Origin of the sequence: Flavobacterium sp. CSZ (assembly GCF_015350725.1) — a bacterium.
Taxonomy (GTDB): domain Bacteria; phylum Bacteroidota; class Bacteroidia; order Flavobacteriales; family Flavobacteriaceae; genus Flavobacterium.
In genome coordinates this window covers 163,126-183,175 of sequence record NZ_JADKPQ010000007.1, presented here as the reverse complement: position 1 = coordinate 183,175, position 20,050 = coordinate 163,126, and the positions used below count along the sequence as shown (strand labels likewise).

At 33.6% G+C, this 20,050-nt stretch carries 22 protein-coding genes; 10 read left to right on the top strand and 12 right to left on the bottom strand.

The window, feature by feature from the left end; translation table 11 throughout:
• Window positions 1–209: 209 nt before the first annotated feature.
• The 3 genes from IRZ78_RS10225 to pepT all read left to right on the top strand — a co-directional run bounded on the left by IRZ78_RS10225 (window position 210) and on the right by pepT (window position 3,664).
• Window positions 210–350, top strand: coding sequence for a hypothetical protein (locus tag IRZ78_RS10225; RefSeq protein WP_194616437.1), 141 nt, complete (start codon window positions 210–212; stop codon window positions 348–350).
• Between the two features lie 671 nt (window positions 351–1,021).
• Window positions 1,022–2,155 (top strand): formylglycine-generating enzyme family protein, encoded by a 1,134-nt coding sequence (locus IRZ78_RS10220; RefSeq protein ID WP_194616436.1) that lies wholly within the window; start codon window positions 1,022–1,024, stop codon window positions 2,153–2,155.
• Window positions 2,156–2,386: 231 nt separating this feature from the next.
• On the top strand, window positions 2,387–3,664 hold the full coding sequence (gene pepT / locus IRZ78_RS10215) for a peptidase T (protein ID WP_194616435.1): 1,278 nt from the start codon (window positions 2,387–2,389) through the stop codon (window positions 3,662–3,664).
• Window positions 3,665–4,101: 437 nt separating this feature from the next.
• Here pepT and yajC read toward each other — a convergent pair whose 3' ends face one another.
• The 3 genes from yajC to IRZ78_RS10200 all read right to left on the bottom strand — a co-directional run bounded on the left by yajC (window position 4,102) and on the right by IRZ78_RS10200 (window position 6,769).
• On the bottom strand, window positions 4,102–4,377 hold the full coding sequence (gene yajC, locus IRZ78_RS10210; protein WP_055098477.1) for a preprotein translocase subunit YajC: 276 nt from the start codon (window positions 4,375–4,377) through the stop codon (window positions 4,102–4,104).
• A gap of 99 nt (window positions 4,378–4,476) precedes the next feature.
• Window positions 4,477–5,388: a transcription antitermination factor NusB gene (nusB, locus tag IRZ78_RS10205; RefSeq protein WP_194616434.1), complete on the bottom strand. Its 912-nt coding sequence runs from the start codon at window positions 5,386–5,388 to the stop codon at window positions 4,477–4,479.
• 271 nt (window positions 5,389–5,659) lie between these two features.
• Entirely contained in the window at window positions 5,660–6,769 is a 1,110-nt protein-coding gene (locus IRZ78_RS10200; protein WP_305038385.1) for a Glu/Leu/Phe/Val dehydrogenase, read from the bottom strand.
• A gap of 204 nt (window positions 6,770–6,973) precedes the next feature.
• Here IRZ78_RS10200 and IRZ78_RS10195 point away from each other — a divergent pair, with 204 nt between their 5' ends.
• The 4 genes from IRZ78_RS10195 (at window position 6,974) to IRZ78_RS10180 (ending at window position 10,731) form a co-directional block, all read left to right on the top strand.
• Window positions 6,974–8,752: an ABC transporter ATP-binding protein gene (locus tag IRZ78_RS10195; RefSeq protein WP_194616433.1), complete on the top strand. Its 1,779-nt coding sequence runs from the start codon at window positions 6,974–6,976 to the stop codon at window positions 8,750–8,752.
• Between the two features lie 68 nt (window positions 8,753–8,820).
• Window positions 8,821–9,189: a PUR family DNA/RNA-binding protein gene (locus IRZ78_RS10190; RefSeq protein WP_017495419.1), complete on the top strand. Its 369-nt coding sequence runs from the start codon at window positions 8,821–8,823 to the stop codon at window positions 9,187–9,189.
• Between the two features lie 149 nt (window positions 9,190–9,338).
• The gene (locus tag IRZ78_RS10185) at window positions 9,339–10,163 is read left to right on the top strand and encodes an alpha/beta hydrolase (RefSeq protein WP_194616432.1); all 825 of its coding nucleotides are present in this window, start codon (window positions 9,339–9,341) and stop codon (window positions 10,161–10,163) included.
• A gap of 22 nt (window positions 10,164–10,185) precedes the next feature.
• Window positions 10,186–10,731 carry an alpha/beta hydrolase gene (locus IRZ78_RS10180; RefSeq protein ID WP_194616431.1) on the top strand — a complete coding sequence of 182 codons (546 nt, stop codon included), beginning with the start codon at window positions 10,186–10,188 and terminating at the stop codon, window positions 10,729–10,731.
• Window positions 10,732–10,785: 54 nt separating this feature from the next.
• Here the strand turns inward: IRZ78_RS10180 and IRZ78_RS10175 are convergent, their stop codons facing one another.
• On the bottom strand, window positions 10,786–11,121 hold the full coding sequence (locus tag IRZ78_RS10175) for a tRNA-binding protein (RefSeq protein ID WP_194616430.1): 336 nt from the start codon (window positions 11,119–11,121) through the stop codon (window positions 10,786–10,788).
• A 133-nt stretch (window positions 11,122–11,254) separates the two neighbouring features.
• On the opposite strand from IRZ78_RS10175, the gene IRZ78_RS10170 reads away from it, so the two are divergent.
• From IRZ78_RS10170 to IRZ78_RS10160, 3 genes are all read left to right on the top strand, one after another.
• Entirely contained in the window at window positions 11,255–12,148 is an 894-nt protein-coding gene (locus IRZ78_RS10170) for an alpha/beta hydrolase (RefSeq protein WP_194616429.1), read from the top strand.
• Window positions 12,149–12,277: 129 nt separating this feature from the next.
• Window positions 12,278–12,832, top strand: a complete 555-nt coding sequence (locus IRZ78_RS10165) for a thioredoxin family protein (protein WP_194616428.1) — start codon at window positions 12,278–12,280, stop codon at window positions 12,830–12,832.
• A 428-nt stretch (window positions 12,833–13,260) separates the two neighbouring features.
• A complete protein-coding gene (locus IRZ78_RS10160) occupies window positions 13,261–13,656 on the top strand; it encodes a GreA/GreB family elongation factor (protein ID WP_194616427.1) in 396 nt (131 codons plus the stop codon).
• A 114-nt stretch (window positions 13,657–13,770) separates the two neighbouring features.
• On the opposite strand, the gene IRZ78_RS10155 is transcribed toward IRZ78_RS10160, so the two are convergent.
• The 8 genes from IRZ78_RS10155 to IRZ78_RS10120 form a co-directional block, all read right to left on the bottom strand.
• Entirely contained in the window at window positions 13,771–14,085 is a 315-nt protein-coding gene (locus tag IRZ78_RS10155; RefSeq protein ID WP_194616426.1) for a cytochrome c, read from the bottom strand.
• Between the two features lie 96 nt (window positions 14,086–14,181).
• Window positions 14,182–15,114, bottom strand: coding sequence for a peptidylprolyl isomerase (locus IRZ78_RS10150; RefSeq protein ID WP_194616425.1), 933 nt, complete (start codon window positions 15,112–15,114; stop codon window positions 14,182–14,184).
• Window positions 15,115–15,173: 59 nt separating this feature from the next.
• Window positions 15,174–16,310 carry an MFS transporter gene (locus IRZ78_RS10145; protein WP_228520429.1) on the bottom strand — a complete coding sequence of 379 codons (1,137 nt, stop codon included), beginning with the start codon at window positions 16,308–16,310 and terminating at the stop codon, window positions 15,174–15,176.
• Between the two features lie 142 nt (window positions 16,311–16,452).
• On the bottom strand, window positions 16,453–16,803 hold the full coding sequence (locus IRZ78_RS10140; RefSeq protein ID WP_194616423.1) for a cupin domain-containing protein: 351 nt from the start codon (window positions 16,801–16,803) through the stop codon (window positions 16,453–16,455).
• A gap of 49 nt (window positions 16,804–16,852) precedes the next feature.
• Window positions 16,853–17,725 carry a sugar phosphate isomerase/epimerase gene (locus IRZ78_RS10135; protein ID WP_194616422.1) on the bottom strand — a complete coding sequence of 291 codons (873 nt, stop codon included), beginning with the start codon at window positions 17,723–17,725 and terminating at the stop codon, window positions 16,853–16,855.
• Window positions 17,726–17,776: 51 nt separating this feature from the next.
• Window positions 17,777–18,313, bottom strand: coding sequence for an NAD(P)H-dependent oxidoreductase (locus IRZ78_RS10130; RefSeq protein WP_228520428.1), 537 nt, complete (start codon window positions 18,311–18,313; stop codon window positions 17,777–17,779).
• A 6-nt stretch (window positions 18,314–18,319) separates the two neighbouring features.
• A complete protein-coding gene (locus tag IRZ78_RS10125; RefSeq protein ID WP_194616421.1) occupies window positions 18,320–19,225 on the bottom strand; it encodes an archaemetzincin in 906 nt (301 codons plus the stop codon).
• Window positions 19,222–19,668 (bottom strand): nuclear transport factor 2 family protein, encoded by a 447-nt coding sequence (locus IRZ78_RS10120; protein ID WP_194616420.1) that lies wholly within the window; start codon window positions 19,666–19,668, stop codon window positions 19,222–19,224. The genes IRZ78_RS10125 and IRZ78_RS10120 overlap by 4 nt, the downstream gene beginning before the upstream one ends.
• Window positions 19,669–20,050: the final 382 nt, after the last annotated feature.

The following is a 20,050-nucleotide window of genomic DNA, read 5'->3' as shown; positions in this document are numbered from 1 at the left end:
GTTGCAAGTTATAAAATGAAACACCTTAAGGCTTTTCGGTAAACTTACTAGACTTTTTATTCTTTAATTTTAAAACTTCTAAACTAAAGTCTGATTTAATAAACAACAAAATGCTACACAGAATGAGTGGTTATTTAAAAAAACTTTGCTTTTTGCACTTCTTTTTAGCCTCATTAGCATCCTTACTAATAAATCTATAGCTCAGGAAAATGAGGATAAAGAAGTTTTTCAAACCCCATCATCAAATTGGGATTTCAATCAATTATATTCATGTTTTTGAAGGAAGAGACGGCGAAGGAAATCGTGAAGTTTTAAGCCTTCCGGCATGTGGAGTTGATTATACTTTTTAGTTTCATAAAAACTGGCCTATAGGCCTGCATACCGATTTTGCAATTGAAAAATTTAAAGTCGAAAAAGTGCATGCAAACGATCAAGATAATGAAACCCTAGAAATGAAGTTACCCTATTGCTCCGGCTCTGATAGGAATTTATAAACCAAGCGAATCCTGGAGTTTTCTTTTAGGATTTGGGGGCGAATTTGCCAAAGAAGAAAACTACTTTCTAACCCGGGTTGGTGCTGAATACGGTTATGAACTCCCAAAAAACTGGGAAATATTCGGCACATTTAGTTATGATCTTAAATGGAATGCCTACGATAGCTGGGGAATTGGATTAGGAATTGTAAAAAACTTTGGAGGAAAATAGGTTTTGAAGAACGTAAAAGTGCATTTTAATTTAATAGATTTCAAACTAAATAATGTTACTTTTTTATAATTATTCTTATTTTTTTATAATTTTAATGAGCTTAAAATACTATAAATGAAAAACATAAAAAAGCAACTTACAAAACAAAGCAAAATATACTCAACCAAAAGCTCTTAACTTAACTTGATAGTATTATACTACAAGATTATTTTCAGTGAAGAATAAACAGAATTAACTCCATAGGATTACTATGATTTAATGTTATTTTTTTAACTTTATCCTCTATTTTAACTGACACAAATAAAATACCACCATAATGAAAAATAAAACTTATTGGATTTTAGCAATTCTCACCATCTCCATCATTTCCATTGCTTACGGCTACACCAAAATTATTGTTCCCAAGCAAAAATTAGCTGCAATGGATTGTGCCGAAACTCCAAATACTTCTGATACATCTTTATTTAAACCCACCATCGAAAATAAAAACAAGCCTCCTTTAAATAAAGCGCCTAAAGGTATGGTATGGATTCCAGGCGGAGAATTTTCGATGGGAAGCAATGTCGAAGATGAAAGTTTATGCAGCATAAAAGGCGTTACAAAAGATGCTGCACCCATACATCAGGTTTATGTAGATGGTTTTTATATGGATCAAACCGAAGTAACCAACGATCAATTTGAAGCTTTTGTTAAAGCTACGGGTTATGTTACCTTAGCCGAAATAAAACCAACTCACGAAGAATATCCGGATGCACCACTGGAAAATTTAGTTGCCGGATCTGCCGTTTTTACTCCTACTGCTGCTAAGGTAAATTTGGGTAATTATATGCAATGGTGGTCTTATGCTAAGGGAGCAGACTGGAGACATCCTGAAGGCGCCGGAAGTTCTATAAAAGGAAGAGGCAATTATCCTGTTGTTCAAATTTCATACGATGATGCGGCGGCTTACGCCAAATGGGCAGGTAAAAGATTACCAACAGAAGCCGAATGGGAATTTGCTGCACGAGGCGGAAAATCAGGACAATTATATGCCTGGGGAAATACATTAAAACCTAAAGGAAAATTTCAGGCTAATATTTATCAGGGACACTTTCCTATAGAAAAAGGCGATACTGGAGAAGATGGGTATATTGGTATTGCACCAACTGCTCAATTTGAACCAAATCCGTATGGTCTTTATGACATTGGAGGAAATGTATGGGAATGGACAAATGACTGGTATACCGCAGATTATTATGATGTTTTAAAACAAAGTGGAAAAGTAGCCAAAAATCCGCAGGGCCCTGAGTCATCATACGACCCGGGAGAACCAAATTTACCTAAAAAAGTACAGCGCGGAGGATCATTTTTATGTACCGATCAATATTGTACGCGCTATATGGTTGGAACAAGAGGAAAAGGTGACTACAAATCACCGGCAAACCATATTGGTTTTAGATGTGTGCAATAATTTTTTGAAAAAAGTTTGCCGCCAATTTGCACGAATCAATTTAATATAATCATCCAATTTCACCAATTAAGATACGTGAAATTGGATTTTTAAAGTTTTAACCAAACAGTTAATATTAGTGCTAATTCGTGAAATTCGTGGCAAACCCTTTTCAACTCGTTTTTTCATTTTTCATAATTTAGAGCTTCACAACGCCTAATTATTTGCTTATATTTGCTAAAAATTAAACAAATGCAACATATTATAGATCGTTTTATCAGTTACGTAACTATTGATACTGAGTCAGACCCAAATTCAAATACCACTCCAAGTACAGAAAAACAATGGAATCTTGCCAATAAATTAGTCGAAGAACTAAAAACAATTGGCCTTGAAGATGTTACTATTGATGACAAAGCTTATATCATGGCCACTTTACCAAGTAATGTAGCTCATGACGTACCAACGATTGGTTTTGTTTCGCATTTTGATACTTCTCCTGATTTTAGCGGAGCTAATGTAAAACCTCAAATTATTGAGAATTACGACGGAAAAGATATCATCTTAAACGCTGAGAAAAACATTGTTTTATCTCCAAATTACTTTAAAGATCTACTACAATATAAAGGACAAACAATCATCACAACCGACGGAACTACTTTGTTAGGTGCCGATGATAAAGCTGGAATTACCGAGATTGTTTCGGCAATGGAATACCTGATTCAGCATCCTGAAATTAAACACGGAAAAATCAGAATTGGTTTTACCCCCGATGAAGAAATTGGCCGTGGCGCTCATCATTTTGATGTGGAGAAATTTGGCGCACAATGGGCGTATACGATGGACGGAAGCCAGATTGGTGAATTAGAATATGAAAATTTCAATGCTGCCGGAGCCAAAATCACTTTCAAAGGAAAAAGTGTTCACCCGGGCTATGCCAAAGGAAAAATGATCAATTCGATGTTGATCGCTAATGATTTCATCAACGAACTGCCTAAAGGAGAAACACCTCAGGAAACTAAAGGTTACGAAGGATTTTTTCACATACATCACATTACAGGAAGTATCGAAGAAACAGTTTTAGAATTGATTATTCGTGATCATAACAAATTGAAATTCGAAAAACGAAAAGATTTAATTGGTAAAATTGCCAAGAAAATCAATAAAAAATTCGCCAAACAATTTGGTGAAGATATTGTAACTGCCCAAGTTAAAGATCAGTATTACAATATGAAAGAAAAAGTGCTTCCAGTAAAACATATCGTTGATATTGCTGAAAAAGCAATGCGCGAATTAAATATCAAACCGATCATTAAACCTATTCGTGGCGGAACTGACGGATCGCAATTATCATTTATGGGACTACCTTGCCCAAATATATTTGCAGGCGGACATAACTTTCACGGTAAATACGAATATGTTCCCGCAGAAAGTATCCAAAAAGCAACAGATGTAATTGTAAAGATTGCCGAATTAACTGCAATTCCGGGCGCTTTTGATGTAGCTGAAAAAACTAAAAGAAAAAGATAAATTCTAATTTTGAAGATTGGGAAAGGCGCAAATTCCAAATTCCAATTATCTGTATAGACCTTTGTCAAAGTTTTAAAACTTTGACAAAGGTTTTTTTTTACGCACGTTTGTCCTTGCGAGGAATTTTCCTCTAGTTTCTCATCTCGAAGGAAGGGAGACTCGATAGCAAACAGACCAATTAGATCATACTCCTATTTCCGTTCAGATATTCGCCAATCTTTGTGGAGTTTCTTGTGTGATCTCTCCTGCGTCGAGATCACAAGATTACCGCTAGGTCGTGTGTAAACTTTTACGGAAATATAATTAAGATTACCTTCTCCCAGTTAACACGTCATTCCTCGCAAAGGACATAAAATGCGTTGAACAAAAAAAATCCCAAATTCCAATCGTAAAATTGGAATTTGGGATTTTTTAAAATTGAAATTTATAAAAAAAACTTACGCTTTTTTAGCCAAAGCAGCGCTCATTTCCATAGAAATAGCTGAACGCTCAATTTTTAATTTTCCTGACATTGTTTCGATTACTGCACTTGTTTCAGCAAGCTCAACAATTTTACCGTGAAAACCACTTTTTGTAATTATTTTATCACCTACTTTTAGGCTGCTTTCAAATTCTTTTTCGTTTTTTGCTCTTTTTTGTTGTGGTCTTATCATGAAGAAATACAACACTACAAACATTAGTAAATAAGGAGCAAATTTCATTAAATCTTGCATAGTATTCAGTTTTTATTTTTGTTATTAATATTTATGTTTTTAGCTCTTATTCCTGATAGTATCGGGATTGGAGTTTGGAATTTAAAGATTGAAATTTAATTACATTAAACCACGCCCAACTTTAACCATCTTTTTATTAGCCGTAAGCTCTTTAACAAGGTTATCTAAAATTCCGTTGATAAAAATACTACTTTTTGGTGTAGAATACTCTTTTGCAATTTCTAAATATTCGTTAAGAGTTACTTTTACCGGGATCGAAGGAAATTTTAAAAATTCGCAAATTGCCATTTTCAAAATAATAGTATCGATTTCGGCGATTCTTTCACTGTCCCAATTTGGTGTTTTATCGTCGTATTCTTTTGCAAAAATAGTTTCGTTCAAAACTGTTCTTCTGAACAAATCTTTAGCGAAGTCTTTATCTTCAACATCTTTATACAATTTTGGCACTCTAAAATCATCAGAATCCTGAGTTTTTATTGCTTTTAATTGCTTAACGATATGTGTATTTACAACCGGAATATCATCAACCCATGTTAATTTATCATCTTCTAAATACTCATATAATTTTTCGTTAGGAACAATTACATCAGCAAATAAATCGATTACAAATTGTCTGTCTTCCTCAAAAGTATTAGTTGTAGTGCTCATGTATTTTGCATACAAATCACTTGACTTAATATCATTTAAAAGTAAAATGATATAATCATCATTCAAAGACCAATTGTTGATTTTACGATTTTCTAAAGCAATACTCAAAGAATTACTTTCGGCAAGAAGTTGGAAAATTTTGTTGTTGATAAACTTTTCGTTCGGATTACGTTCTGCAGCAGTTGCAAGATGTTTTTTGCTTGAAAGATGTAAAAAAACAGATTCTTTTTTGCAAATTTCAATCAGTGAAGAAAGCATTATAAGATATAAATCCTGAATATTATCGATACTGTAAAAAAGAAACTTTTCTTCTTTTTCCAGATTATCAGAACCGCTTTGATGCATTGCATAAATGGATTGCATTACTTTAACGCGTATGTGTCTTCTATTTACCACCTTGTAAGAACATTTAAAAATTAGTCTGCAAAATTAAGGATTTCAATCCTTATATTAAAATTAATTCGCAATTTTTAGTCACAGTTATCAGTCGCGGTTTTCAATATTGCAGAAAGTGGTTAAAAAATCCCTGTTTTTAGTCGCGATTTTAGGCCATAAGTATAAAAAAAGTCTCAGTCTCAATTTTCAAAACTGATAACTGAGACTGAGACTGTATACCGAGACCGTAAACTAAAAATTACTTCTTAGCAGCGTTTTCAATTTTTCTTAAATCGATACGATTTTGAGCAATTGTAAGTGCAGCTTTATGAGTTGTCATTCCGTTTTTCACAGCATAATCGATAATTTCTAAAGTAGTGTTATAGATATTTTCGGTTTTTGTCATGATTTCAGCTTTACCGTAGTGCTCTAATTCAGCATAAACATTGATAATTCCACCAGCATTGATTAGGAAATCAGGTGCATATAAAATACCTCTTTCCTGTAATCTTGCTCCGTGAATATTTTCATCAGCTAACTGATTGTTGGCAGCACCAGCAATAACTTTAGCTTTGATTTTATTTACGGTATCGTTATTAATAGTTGCTCCCATTGCACATGGCGCATAAATATCAACATCAGCAGCATATAAATCTTCTCCTGTAAATATTGTTGCGTTGTATTTTTGAGCTACTTCGTATAATTTTTCTTCGTTAATATCAGCAATTGTAACGATTGCTCCTTCTTTAGTCAAATACTCTACCAAAGCTTCACCAACGTGACCAATTCCCTGAACCAAAACTTTTTTACCGTCTAAAACATCAGTACCAAACTGACTTTTAGCAGCAGCTTTCATTCCTAAATAAACACCATAAGCTGTTATTGGAGAAGGATTTCCTGAACCACCTCTTTCTTCCGAGATACCCGTAACATAAGGCGTTACATCTCTTACAGTGTCCATATCTTTAGTTTCCATTCCAACATCTTCTGCTGTAATATATCTTCCGCCCAAAGAGTGTACAAACTCTCCAAACTTGCGCATTAATTCAGGCGTTTTTTGCGTTTTAGCATCCCCAATAATTACTGCTTTACCTCCACCAATGTTTAATCCTGTGATGGCAGATTTATATGTCATACCTCTTGAAAGACGCAAAACATCGTTTAATGCTTCCCATTCGGTATTATAGTTCCACATTCTGGTCCCTCCTAAAGCTGGCCCCATAACTGAATTATGAATACCAATAATTGCTTTTAAACCCGTATCTTTGTCATTGCAAAAAACAATTTGTTCGTGATCATCAAAAGATAGTTGACCAAAAACAGGATCCATTTTTTGAAGTTCCTTTCCAGTTGCGAAAGTTGCATCCATAGCGCTAGTATTTTATTAGTTAAAATTATGAATTTGTCAAAAAGACTTCTCAAATTTATATAAAAAATACACTTGTGCTAATTTTTTATCTTTAAAATAACAATATAACAATCGTTTTGTTTTGATTAAATTGTACTTTCCGTTAATTTTAATTCATAAAAATTTACAAAATCAACACAATTCAACATTGAATATCATAAAAAAATGAAAGAATTAAGCTATTTAAACAAATATTTCATAAAATATAAATATAGTTTCTCTTTAGGAATTTTAATCACTATAATCGCACAAATATTCTCTTTATTCACTCCTAAGCTTATTAGTAAGTCTTTAAACGCTATCGAAAAGTTTGATAAGCTGCCAGAAGCCGATCAGACATCGCAAGTAATCATTGATACTTATCGCGATGGACTAATTCATAACGTATTGCTAATCATAGCCACTACGATTGTTGCAGGTTTCCTTACTTTTTTAATGCGCCAGACTTTAATCGTAATGTCACGCCATATTGAGTTTGATTTAAAAAATGAGGTTTTCAGACAATATGAAAATCTTTCGCAAAATTTTTACAAACAAAATCGTACGGGAGATTTAATGAATCGTATTAGTGAAGATGTTTCAAAAGTACGTATGTATGTTGGTCCGGCCGTAATGTACACCATCAATACATTTATACGTTTTGCCATCGTTATTATATATATGTATAATGTTTCACCATTATTGACCTTATATACTATTTTGCCCTTACCAATTCTTTCGTATTGCATTTTTAAATTAAGTTCTGAAATCAATAAACGAAGCACCACTTTTCAGCAATATTTATCGAAAGTTTCGAGTTTCTCTCAGGAAATTTTTTCAGGAATCAGAGTAATCAAAGCAAATTCGTTAGAAAACCAACATCAGAATAATATGGTGGCTCTTGCTGATGAAAGCAAAAAGAAAAGTTTAGATTTAGCCAAAGTGCAATCGCTATTTGGTCCTTTAATGATTGCCTTAATCGGAATCAGTAATTTAGTAGTGATTTATTTTGGAGGTGTTATGTACATCAACGGGACAATTCCCAATATTGGTACGATTGCTGAGTTTATTTTATATGTAAATATGCTTACCTGGCCTGTTGCTTCATTAGGATGGGTTTCCTCTATGGTACAGGAAGCAGAAGCTTCTCAGAAACGTTTGAATGAGTTTTTAAAACTGGAGCCGGAAATTAAAAATAAAAATGAGAATTCATCCGATATTCAAGGTTCGATTGCTTTCGAAAATGTGAGCTACACTTATGAAGATACAAATATCGAAGCGTTGAAAAATGTAACTTTTACAGTAAAAAAAGGAGAAACACTGGCTATTTTAGGAAAAACAGGGTCTGGAAAATCGACTATTTTATCTCTGATTTCCCGTTTGTATGATGTTACTGAAGGAAGAATCACCATTGACGGAAACGAAATCAGCACTTTGAACTTAAATGATCTGAGAAATAATATCGGAATTGTACCTCAAGATGCTTTTCTATTCTCAGACACTATTAAAAACAATATAAAATTTGGTAATCAAAACGCTACAGACGAGCAAGTAATCGAAGCGGCCAAAAATGCTGTAGTTCACGATAATATTGCAGCTTTCAACAAACAATATGATACTATTTTAGGAGAAAGAGGTATCACACTTTCGGGCGGACAAAAGCAGCGTGTATCTATTGCGCGTGCCATTATAAAAAACCCGGCCATACTGCTTTTTGATGATTGTTTATCGGCAGTAGACACCGAGACAGAAGAAACAATTTTGAATAATTTATTCGAAATCTGTAAAGATAAAACTACAATAATTGTAAGCCACAGAGTATCCTCAGCAAAGAATGCAGACAACATAATCATTTTAGAAGACGGAAGGATCATTCAACAAGGCTCTCATAATCAATTAATAAATCAGGAAGGATATTATGCATCGTTATATTTAAAACAACTTTCGGAAAAAGAATTACTTTAAATGTTGCGTAATAGATAATTTTTTATGATTTTTGAGTACTATTAATTCCAAAAATGATAGAACGTATTATGAGAGAAAATGACATGTTAGAAAAAGAAGAGATTTTTTCTAAAGTATTACGAGCAGGAAGAAGAACTTATTTCTTTGATGTGAGAGCTACTAAAGCTGATGATTATTATATCACTATTACCGAAAGCAAAAAATTTACCGAAGAAGACGGTTCTTTTCATTTTAAAAAACACAAAATCTACTTGTACAAAGAAGATTTTAGTGCTTTCGCCGAAATACTAGAAGAAATGACTTCGTATGTCTTGAACCACAAAGGCGAAGAAGTAATTTCTGAGAGACACCAAAAAGATTTTAAGAAAGAATATGGTTCTGATAAACCTGAGGGGCAAAGAACCAGTTTTACCGATATTGATTTTGACGATATTTAGTCGAAAATAACTTTTTAAAAAGTACAAGTCCAACATGTTCTGCATTTTGGACTTTTTTTATATATTAATTTATTATTTTAGAGTTTAGTTTTTTAGATTTTAGACTTCTTAAATTCACTACAACTCAACAACAATTCAATATCTTTAAAATGAAAAAATTAATCCTTTTACTTACTTTCTTCTTTATCTATACGACTTCTTTCTCACAGAAATTAGAATACGAAACCAAATCAAATATTCAATATCACAACGCAGCAACCAATAAGTCCGACAGTTATATTAATGAAAGATGTGTTTTGGATATTTATTATCCTAAGAACACTAAAAATTTCGCAACGATTGTCTGGTTTCACGGAGGAGGATTAACAGGCGGAAGCAAAGAAATTCCGGAAGCTTTAAAAAATAAAGGTTTTGCCATTATTGGTGTAAATTATAGATTATCGCCAAAAGCAAAAGCAGCAAAAGCAATCGACGATGCAGCCGCGGCAGTTGCCTGGGCATTTAACAATATTGCCAATTACGGGGGAGATACTTCTTTAATTTTCGTTTCCGGACATTCGGCAGGAGGTTATTTAGCTTCAATGATTGGTTTAAATAAAGAATACTTAAAGAAAGAAGGAATCGATGCCAATAAAATTGCAGGATTAATTCCGTTTAGCGGGCAATGTATTACTCATTTTGAAATTAGAAGAGAAAACGGAATTCCGGAAACAACTCCCACTATAGATGCTTTTGCACCTTTGTTTTATGTTCGCGCTGATGCTCCGCCACTTTTACTAATCACCGGAGATCGCGAATTAGAAATGCTGGGGCGATATGAAGAAAACGCTTATATGGCAAGAATGATGAAACTGGTTGGTCATAAACAAACCAAAATTTACGAACTAGACGGTTACGGCCACGGAATGACGGAACCGGCATTTCCATTACTTGTAAATGAAATCAACCGAATTGTAAAAGAAAAGAAAAAATAATCCCTAAAACAAATCCACGGCAATGGAAACACAATTATTAATATTACCCGGACTAGGAAATTCCGGTGAGAAACACTGGCAGACCTTTTGGCATAAAAAATTCGAAAACTCAATACGTTTAGTTCAGGACAATTGGGACGAACCCATTCGCGAAGAATGGCTGAAACGATTAAATGAAGAAGTATCAAAACTAGATCAGCCCACTATTTTAGTGGCACATAGTTTAGCAGTTTCACTAGTATTGCATTGGGCAAAAGAAAATAGCAATCCTAATATTGTGGGTGCTTTTTTAGTAGCTCCTGCAGATGTAGATTCACCTCAACACACACCAGAATCTGTTCGTAATTTTTCACCAATGCCAATTTACAAATTACCTTTTCCGTCGATAGTTGTGGCAAGCGAAAATGATCCTTATGCTACTTTTGAAAGAAAGCAATATTTTGCCCAACAATGGGGAAGCGATTTTGTAAATGTTGGTCATCAAGGACACATCAACTCTGATTCTGATTTAAAATACTGGGAAGAAGGGCAATTGATATTACAGCAGTTAATTGAGAAAGTTTCTTAGCTACAGTCTCAGTAGCGGTTTACAGTTTTGGACTGAGACTGTAAACTCAAAAAACTACCCAATCCTAAGACCGTTTTCTATTTTAAAATCAGGAGCTAATAAAATAACATCTCCCTGCTCGCCTACAGCACCAAGAACCAAACATTCGCTCATAAATTTCCCGATTTGTTTTCTTGGGAAGTTTACAACAGCTACAATTTGTCTGTTTACCAGATCTTCTTTTTGATAGCGTTTGGTAATTTGTGCCGATGATTTTCGAATACCAACTTCAGCACCAAAATCGATTGTGAGCTGATAGGCCGGTTTTCTTGCTTCGGGAAAATCATTTACTTCTATAATGGTTCCGACACGCATATCGGTTCTTTCGAATTCATTCCAGGTTAAATCCATTTTTATTTTCAATATTGTTGAATTACAAACCTATTAATTTTGTAATTATTACCACTAATTCTATAACCGTTTTTTTAGTACTACTGCTAATTTTACTCAACAAGTTATTAAGCTCAAACTAAAAAATTATAAAATGGAAAAAACCCTCCTTAACGCCGACCAATCTCTAAGAGATTTTGATTTTGATATTCAAGAACTAAATACAGACAAATACATAGAAACTGCTAAAAATGTACGCTTGTATGTAAAGGATTATGGAAAAGGAAAACCAGTAATTTTAATTCACGGCTGGCCACTTTCGAATGAAATGTGGGAATATCAGATCGATTTTTTAGTTCAGAACAATTACAGGGTTATTGCTTATGATCGTAGAGGATTTGGCAAATCATCTCAGCCTTATGATGGTTATGATTATGATACGTTAACAGATGATTTAAAAGAAATTATTGAACAGCTTCAATTAGAAAACGCAACTCTTGTAGGGTTCTCAATGGGTGGCGGCGAAGTGGTTCGCTATTTTAGTCGTTACGGCGGAAAAGGAGTTACAAAAGCAGCTTTAATCTCGTCGGTAGTTCCGTTTTTATTACAAACAAGCGATAATCCTGATGGACATCCAAAAGAAAAAAGCGAAACTACAGCAAATTCAATTAAAGAAGACAGAATTGGATTTGTAGATAATTTTGGAAAAACTTTTTTCGGAATCAATATCATCAATAAACCTCTAAGCACTCCTTTGCTGGAATACTACAGGACCCTATGTTCTTTTGCATCTCCCCGCGCAACTCTAAAATGTGCTGAATCTTTTTCATATACTGATTTTAGAGAAGAATTGGATTTTATAAAAGTTCCGACTTTAATTATTCACGGCGATGATGACAAAATTGTTCCTATTGAACTTACATCAAAAAAAGCAGCTAAAGCCATTCGTGAAAATACTTATATTGTTTATGAAGGCGCACCGCACGGATTATTCTATACAGATAAAGACAAATTAAATAATGATTTACTGAACTTTTTGAATTCGTAAATCAATACTATTGGTCAGGAATATCCAAAGAACTTTTATAAAATCTTCTTTGGATATTTTTTTTTGCTCTTGTCTTCTTTCTTTTACAGAATATTAAAGTTATTTTTGAATAACTAATTTTGTATAAAAATGGCACGCACTCCTTCGAATATGTTACCTCTTGGAACAATTGCTCCGGGCTTTAAACTAAAAGACACTAATTCTAATAATGTATATTCATTTGAAGATTTAAAAGGCTCAAAAGGAACCTTAGTGGTTTTTATTTGCAATCATTGTCCCTTTGTGCTTCATGTTATTAACGAAGTTGTCATGATTGCCAATGATTATCGCGTGCAAGGACTTGGAGTTGTTGCCATCTCCAGTAATGATGTCGAAAAATATCCTCAGGATTCGCCGGAATTAATGACGGAGTTTGCTTTTCACAATAAAATAGATTTCCCCTATTTATATGATGAAAGCCAGCAAGTTGCCAAAGCTTTTGATGCGGCATGTACTCCTGATTTCTATTTATTTGACGATCAGGACAGATTGTTTTATCGTGGTCAGCTCGATGATTCAAGGCCCGGAAACGGAATTCCTTTAAGCGGAACTGATCTTCGAAGCGCCATTGATGCCCTTATATACAACAGAAGTTTAAAGGAGCCGCAAAAGCCAAGTTTGGGCTGCAATATTAAATGGAAATAAACAATTATAGCTATTTCAAAAAGTTTACCTATCTTTGCAGATCAAATTAATTATTCTCATTGTGAGCACTATAAATATATTTACAGACTTTGCCCTGCTGTTTTCTCTAACAAGAAAGCCGCTTACTGCTGTATTTATTAGTCATAGTAAGGCCTTTATCAATTAGGCCTCCGTCTATTTCAAAATTTCCTCTTTCAGGCGGAGGATTTATACCACGATTTAATCATTTATTTTATTTGAAAGAGTAAATTCTCTCTCAAGTAATTTTTTGGTTTTTTCAATCAAAAATTTCCAAAACATACATTATTTAAAATTTCGATTTGCATAACGCATTTTGAAATAGAAATCATGCATTTATAAGCCTGTAAAAAGAAATTAAACAAAACACTGACATTCAAAATAAATTAATAATAAAATAAAACATAGTTATGAAACCAATACCCACTTTCTGTAAAACAGATTATCATTTTTTAAGAGAATTGATATCAAAAAGTAAAAATTCAACAAACGCCAAAGAAGCCAATCAGCTTTCGCAAGAATTAGACAGAGCTGTAATCAGCAAAGAAAGCGAACTGGATAACTCGGTTATAAGAATCAATTCTTATGTAACAATCGAAGATGTAAAAGCTAAGAAACAAATGAAAATTCAGATCGTTTTGCCATCATTTGCAGATGTAAAACAAAGTAAAATTTCAATACTCGCTCCTTTAAGTGTTGCTATTATTGGATTTAAAGAAAATGACGAAGTTGATTGGGAATTACCGGCTGGAATAAAAACACTAAAAATAGTTTCCGTTACTAATACAGCTGAAGAAAACTCTTAATTTTTTTAAACACCTCACTTGTGAAGGTGTTTTTTTATGTCCTATTTTAAATAAAAAAAACTATCCAATAAATAATTTACTGCATAGTTTTATGAATCTACAATTATAAACTTCTTACAATTGAGAGTTTATATAATTTGATATCGAAACCATTTGGGTATCATCTAACTTCGCTTTTTTCTGCATCCTTGTTAAAATTGGTTTCCACTCTTCCTGAGTAAATTTGTTTGCGTCATACAATTTATGACATCTTGCACAACTGTTTTCATACAAATTTTTGCCTTCTGCCAATTCAGGCGTTAATGCTACGGCTTTTGTTTCGGCTACCGGAGCAGCTGGTTCTGTCGTTGCAACCGAAGCTGTTTTTTGAGTTCCGCACGAAACTAAAAGCAACACTGCAGCAGCAAGGATTAAGATTTTTGATTTCATTGTTTTTCTATATTTTTAAGTAAATATAAAAAAATCCCATAAGCCGTAGCTTATGGGATTATTATTTAAAACAATACTAAATTGTATGTTACTTTCTTATTTTACATCCATTAATTCAACGTCAAAAATCAAAGTTGCGTGTGGCGGGATAACTCCTCCTGCACCTGAAGCACCGTAAGCTAAATCAGACGGGATTACAAAACGAGCCTTATCACCTACTTGTAATAAAGCAATACCTTCGTCCCATCCTTCGATAACCTGTCCCTGACCTAATCTAAATTCGATTGGTTTTTTACGTGGGTAAGATGAATCAAAAACTTTTCCGTTTTCTAAAGATCCTTCGTAATGAACTGCAACAGTTTTACCAGCTTCAGCTTTTTTACCATCTCCCTTATTAATCATTTTATAACGTAAACCGCTTTCTGTTTTATCAAAACCTGCAGCCAATTGCTCCATTTTTGCTTCAGATTCTGCTTTTAAAGCTGCATCTCTTTTTAGACGGGCCCCTTTTAAACCTACAAAAGCTTCAATAGCATTAAATTTCTCTGCTTCTTCTCCAACTCTGATAATTTCAACACTTTCTAAAGCATCACCCTGAGCTACAGCATCAACGATATCCTGACCTTCGATTACATGACCAAAAACAGTGTGTTTTCCGTCTAACCAAGAAGTTGGAACGTGAGTGATGTAAAACTGAGAACCGTTACTTGCAGGTCCTGAATTTGCCATTGCCAAAACTCCCGGACGATCGTGTTTTAAACTTGGGTGAAATTCATCATCAAATTTATATCCAGGATCTCCAGTTCCAGTTCCTTTTGGGCATCCACCCTGAATCATGAAATCAGGAATTACTCTATGAAATGTTAGACCGTCATAGAACTTTTGTCCTTGAGGTTTTACCTTATTTTCCATATTTCCTTCTGCAAGAGCTACAAAATTCCCTACAGTTCCCGGTGTTAAGTCGTGAGTTAGTTTTACTAAAATCGAACCTTTACTAGTGTTGAATTTAGCGTATATTCCGTTTTCCATGTTGTTATTTTTTATTTGATTGCAAATTTACAAATTAATTTTATATCAATTTGCGCTTTCTATTTTTTAGATTTTGATTTATAAGTAAGACCGTAAACTGTAAATGCTAAAGCTGATAATCCAACACACCCAATAGTTACGGCATGCCATCCGCCTAATTTCCATAATAATAATCCGTAAGCTGATCCGGCTGCTGTTCCTAAAAAGCTAAACGACATAAATACAGTATTTAACCTGTTTCTGGCTTCGGGAAGCAACGAATATACTCTGGTTTGGTTTGAGATATGAACCCCCTGGATCCCTATGTCGATAAAAACGATTCCAATGGCAATTCCGATGACGCTTTCTATTGAAAAATAAAAAACCAAAAAGCTAATTAAAATCAATAAACAACCATAACCTACAGCTACTCTGGAACCTCCTTTATCTCCCATTTTCCCTACTAAAGGCGCTGCTAAAGCTCCTGAAGCACCTACGATTCCGAATAAGCCAATTGTGGCACTATTATAACTAAAAGGTTCTCCTGAAAGCAATAAAACCATTGTGGTCCAAAATGCTCCAAACTGAGCAAAACTAAATACATTTATAAGAGTTGCTTCGCGTAAAATGGGCTGTGTTTTTATAAGTGTAAAAAGAGATTTAATGAGCTGACCATAGGTTCCCTGAAACTGAGGTTTATTTACCGGGAATTTACTCTGAATTACAAAAAAGATCAAAAGACAAATTCCCGATGCAATGTAAAACATGGATCTCCAGCCCAGAACCTGACCAATAAATCCGCTTAAAGTTCTTGATAATAGAATACCAACAAGTAATCCGCTCATGATGGTTCCTACAACTTTTCCTCGTTGTTCGGGCGCACTTAGTGATGCAGCCAATGGCAAAATAAGCTGTGGTACTATCGAGGTGATCCCTATTAATAAAGAAGCTATTTGTAAAAGAAAAAAACTTTTTGCCGTAGCAGCAAGAATTAAAGCAATTACCGAGGCAAAAGTAGTAATCAGGATTTGCTTTTTTCGCTCCAGTTTATCCCCCAAGGGAACCATAAAAAACAATCCGATAGCATAACCGGCCTGGGTTAAGTACGTTATTGTTCCTGCGCTGGCTTCAGGAATTTTAAATTCGTTGGCAATTAATACAATTAAGGGTTGGCAGTAATACAGATTTGCAACTATAAGTCCAGTGCAAGCTGCCATAAATAAGACATTCGTTTTGGATAAATTCATTTTGCAAAAATACCAATCTAATCTTTATCAAAACTTTAAAAAATCTATAAATTTTTCAACTCTTGAAACAAATCAGAAGATTATTCCCGAGATATTATTGATTTTTAACCCCTTATGGCTGCATAAAATCTTCACGAATCGGACTAAAAACATCCGTTAAAAGTCCGCTTTCTAAACAAACTACACCATGAATTGCATGAGGCGGAATATAAAAACTATCGCCTTCTTTTAAGGTTTGCGTAACTCCGTTGATTGTTACATCAAATTTTCCGCTTGAAACATAAGTAACTTGTGTATGATAATGTTCGTGCAAAGTACCAATTCCGCCTTTTTCGAAATGAACATTCACCAACATTACTCTGTCATCATATGCCAGGATTTTGCGTTTGATACCTTCACCTACTACTTCCCACTCTATGTCATCTCCTTTTATAAACTCTTTACTTGTTCCGAAACTTTGCATGTCTTTCTACTTTTATTCCTACAAAAATACATTTTTAAATTATTTCAACCTAAATCAATTCTTTTAAAATAAAATCACAGCTCTTTTTAATCGCTTCAAAAGCATTGGGATTATAATTATTCTCTTGTTCCACAAAAAAATGTTTCATTCCGGATTGTTTTACCTCTTTAAAAATAGTTTTAAAGTCAATAGACCCTGAACCTATTTCTGTATTCAAAGCAGGATTTACTTTATCCATATCTTTTACATGCCACAATTTAAAACGTCCCGGATTTTCTTTGAATAATTTAATGGGATCATTTCCTGAGCGAACCACCCAATACAAATCCAATTCAAAAGAAACTAAATCCTGATCTGTTTCCTTCAATAAAATTTCATATCCCGTAATTCCGTCATGTTTTTGAAACTCAAAATCATGATTGTGATAGGCCAGTTTTACACCAGCATTTGCACACATTTTTGCAGCTTCATTTAATCGGGTTGCAATTTTTTTATAATCCTTAATATTTTTTCTAAAAGGTTCATCGACCCACGGAATGGTTAAAAAGTCGGTTTTTAAAATTTTAGCCGCTTCAATGGCAGCAATCAGTTCTGCTGTATTTCCATCATATAAAAAGCTTCCTAAATTATAATGTCCGCTAACTGCTTTTAGCTTGTTTGTATCTAATATCTTTTTGAGTTCCTTTGGCGAAAGCCCCCAAAATTGATCCTGAATCGAAAAACCATATGTTTCAACCCTTGTAAAACCGGCAGTTGCTACTTTTTCTAAAGTCGATTTTACATCTTTAGCAATTTCATCTCTTAGAGTATACAACTGCAAACCTATTTCTTTTTTATCCATAATAAAAGCTAATGACGGCAAAGCCAGCACTGCAGTTGCAGCGAGGCTGGTATTGATGAGAAAGTTTCTGCGTGTTACCATTTTATATTTTAAAATCAAAAAGTAAAACTAAACTTTTTTACTACAGGTTTATCAAATGCTTAAAAATTGATTTTCAAAATTATAAATAAAATCCTTTAAGGCTTTTAAAGCAGATTCGTTTACCACTTTTGCGTCGTGATCAATCTTACCCCGAATTCCTTGAATAAGAAGCAAAGTTTCATCTGTAAATTGAGCTTCCAGCGTTTTCATAATCAAAATTAATTGTTCATGCGCCATTTCCCCAGAAGCAGAAGCTGTTATTAATCCGACCTTTTTATCTGAAAAAATAGTAGTTGACACACACCATTCTAATGCATTTTTTAAACTTCCCGGCAAACTAAAAACATATTCGGGAGTACAAATGATAACTCCATCAGCCTTTTTTATTTTATTTCTAAAAAAAAGTACCTCTTCAGGCGGATTTTCGGTATCCAGATCCGGATTAAAATGAGGCAATTGAGCCAAACCTTCAAATATTTCAACCTCAAATGAATCTTTAATTTGTTCTGAAATAAATTTTAAAAGTTTATAATTGCTGGAATTATTTCTGGTGCTGCCTGTTATGGCAAATATTTTTATTTTTTTCATGTCTATTTATTGAATAACTCCAAGATCTTTTTTCATCAAATCAAAACCGTCGATTAAGTTATTCTTTTTAAAGTATTTTTCTAAATCAGTTAATCTCTTTTCATTATCGTATGCTATACAGGAATTGAGTTTTCTTTGGCAAACAGAACACAATCGTATCGAATGCCTGTCGGTTTCTTCCATACTATTGGTACCATTCATGACGCAATTTGCATTGATACAATGATGCATACCAAACATATGTCCAATTTCGTGGGAACTTATTTTAAGCAATCGTGATAAGCACAGATTAAAATTTGCAGATGTTAATTCGCCATCCTGTAATCTGTAAATTGAACTCACTCCTACTTTATCGCGATAAGAAGCCAGGCCAAAAACATAATTCCATTCGGCCTTAGGATACAAATCCAGTTCTGAAAGCCCCATTAAAGCAATCCTGTTTAAAGGTTTTTCTTCTTTTAAAACATCATTCAAAAGATAACCCGCCAATAGCTGTTCATGGCCATAACTGATTCTTCTGGCAGAATTTGGAACTACATCATTAGAAATGGGATCTAATGTTTTAGTTTGTAATTGAAAGTAAATTTCTAAATATTCATTGAGAAGCTCAATTTGTTTGTTTTGCAAAGCATTAAAATTCCCGATAGGTCGAATGTAAATAATATTGACCTTGTTTGTTGGAACGATATGTTTAGATCTAAAATACTGATCAAAAGTTTGTCCTTTCTCTTTACGGGTATACAACCAATCTCCATAAACAGGTTCGCCCAATTTAATGTCATTACTTTTAATTTGTTTAAAATATGACACTTCTTCTGGAATTTCTTTTAGGGTCTCTTTTCGGGTTTCTTTTACTTTTTCTTTACTACAGGAACAAAATAATATAACAAGGAAGAGGATTATTTTTTTCATTCCTCAAAATTATCGAAATAAGTAAAATCTTTTGTAATTAATCCGTTTTCAATTGTAAATATTGTACAAATAGGCAATTCGAATTTAGAATTATCCGGCCCTGTTCCTGTTGAAACAAATTCTACAATGATATGTTTTTCCCCCGAAGGATAAATTTGAAGTACTTTATCATGCAAATCAGGAAATATTTTATTCAATTCTGCATATTTATTTTGTATTTGTTCGCGCGATTGCCTTACAATTCCCGGTCCTAAAGAAGGATCTTTAAAATCTGCCGTTTGGGTATACATTTCTGCCATCTTTTTCCAGTCATGATCATTAAAATACTCAAAATATTGTTTGACTACTTTCTGGTTTTCTGAAATATTCATAGGTTTTGACGGATTTTGATTATTGCAGGAAATAACTAGAAAAACTACAACAATGATTATTACTTTTTTCATAATTCATCTTTAAATCATTACAAATCAACTTACAATGATTTAAATATATAAAAAAAAATAGAGATTGCAATGGCAAATTACAATCTCTAAGATAAATAAACTTGTAAATAATTATTTCACAACAAGTTCCTGAGGTGTATGCTGCTGTTTATCCTTTTTAAACGAATAAATTTTCCCTTCCTTGATTTACATATATATAAGTGTAATCCCAATGATTTGGACCTGCTATTCTTGACCCTTCTTCATTGTTTACATTCGCATAAACTTGTTCTCCATAAATAAGAATTTCACCTTGCTCAGCATTATCAATGCTTCGAATTGGTGTTGCCCAACTCTTTATTAGATTTTTTTTAGTTTCACCCACCCATTTCTCACCGGCGTT

Excerpts from the sequence above, each read along its gene's own strand:
- IRZ78_RS10125 (WP_194616421.1), bottom strand. The coding sequence starts at position 19,225 with ATGAAAAAAATAATCCTCTTCCTTGTTATATTATTTTGTTCCTGTAGT.
- IRZ78_RS10155 (WP_194616426.1), bottom strand. The coding sequence starts at position 14,085 with ATGAAATCAAAAATCTTAATCCTTGCTGCTGCAGTGTTGCTTTTAGTT.
- IRZ78_RS10120 (WP_194616420.1), bottom strand. The coding sequence starts at position 19,668 with ATGAAAAAAGTAATAATCATTGTTGTAGTTTTTCTAGTTATTTCCTGC.
- IRZ78_RS10190 (WP_017495419.1), top strand. The coding sequence starts at position 8,821 with ATGAGAGAAAATGACATGTTAGAAAAAGAAGAGATTTTTTCTAAAGTA.
- IRZ78_RS10135 (WP_194616422.1), bottom strand. The coding sequence starts at position 17,725 with ATGGTAACACGCAGAAACTTTCTCATCAATACCAGCCTCGCTGCAACT.
- IRZ78_RS10195 (WP_194616433.1), top strand. The coding sequence starts at position 6,974 with ATGAAAGAATTAAGCTATTTAAACAAATATTTCATAAAATATAAATAT.
- IRZ78_RS10165 (WP_194616428.1), top strand. The coding sequence starts at position 12,278 with ATGGCACGCACTCCTTCGAATATGTTACCTCTTGGAACAATTGCTCCG.
- IRZ78_RS10160 (WP_194616427.1), top strand. The coding sequence starts at position 13,261 with ATGAAACCAATACCCACTTTCTGTAAAACAGATTATCATTTTTTAAGA.
- pepT (WP_194616435.1), top strand. The coding sequence starts at position 2,387 with ATGCAACATATTATAGATCGTTTTATCAGTTACGTAACTATTGATACT.
- IRZ78_RS10145 (WP_228520429.1), bottom strand. The coding sequence starts at position 16,310 with ATGGCAGCTTGCACTGGACTTATAGTTGCAAATCTGTATTACTGCCAA.
- IRZ78_RS10185 (WP_194616432.1), top strand. The coding sequence starts at position 9,339 with ATGAAAAAATTAATCCTTTTACTTACTTTCTTCTTTATCTATACGACT.
- yajC (WP_055098477.1), bottom strand. The coding sequence starts at position 4,377 with ATGCAAGATTTAATGAAATTTGCTCCTTATTTACTAATGTTTGTAGTG.
- IRZ78_RS10130 (WP_228520428.1), bottom strand. The coding sequence starts at position 18,313 with ATGAAAAAAATAAAAATATTTGCCATAACAGGCAGCACCAGAAATAAT.
- IRZ78_RS10140 (WP_194616423.1), bottom strand. The coding sequence starts at position 16,803 with ATGCAAAGTTTCGGAACAAGTAAAGAGTTTATAAAAGGAGATGACATA.
- IRZ78_RS10170 (WP_194616429.1), top strand. The coding sequence starts at position 11,255 with ATGGAAAAAACCCTCCTTAACGCCGACCAATCTCTAAGAGATTTTGAT.
- nusB (WP_194616434.1), bottom strand. The coding sequence starts at position 5,388 with ATGCAATCCATTTATGCAATGCATCAAAGCGGTTCTGATAATCTGGAA.
- IRZ78_RS10200 (WP_305038385.1), bottom strand. The coding sequence starts at position 6,769 with ATGGATGCAACTTTCGCAACTGGAAAGGAACTTCAAAAAATGGATCCT.
- IRZ78_RS10225 (WP_194616437.1), top strand. The coding sequence starts at position 210 with ATGAGGATAAAGAAGTTTTTCAAACCCCATCATCAAATTGGGATTTCA.
- IRZ78_RS10220 (WP_194616436.1), top strand. The coding sequence starts at position 1,022 with ATGAAAAATAAAACTTATTGGATTTTAGCAATTCTCACCATCTCCATC.
- IRZ78_RS10175 (WP_194616430.1), bottom strand. The coding sequence starts at position 11,121 with ATGGATTTAACCTGGAATGAATTCGAAAGAACCGATATGCGTGTCGGA.
- IRZ78_RS10180 (WP_194616431.1), top strand. The coding sequence starts at position 10,186 with ATGGAAACACAATTATTAATATTACCCGGACTAGGAAATTCCGGTGAG.
- IRZ78_RS10150 (WP_194616425.1), bottom strand. The coding sequence starts at position 15,114 with ATGGAAAACGGAATATACGCTAAATTCAACACTAGTAAAGGTTCGATT.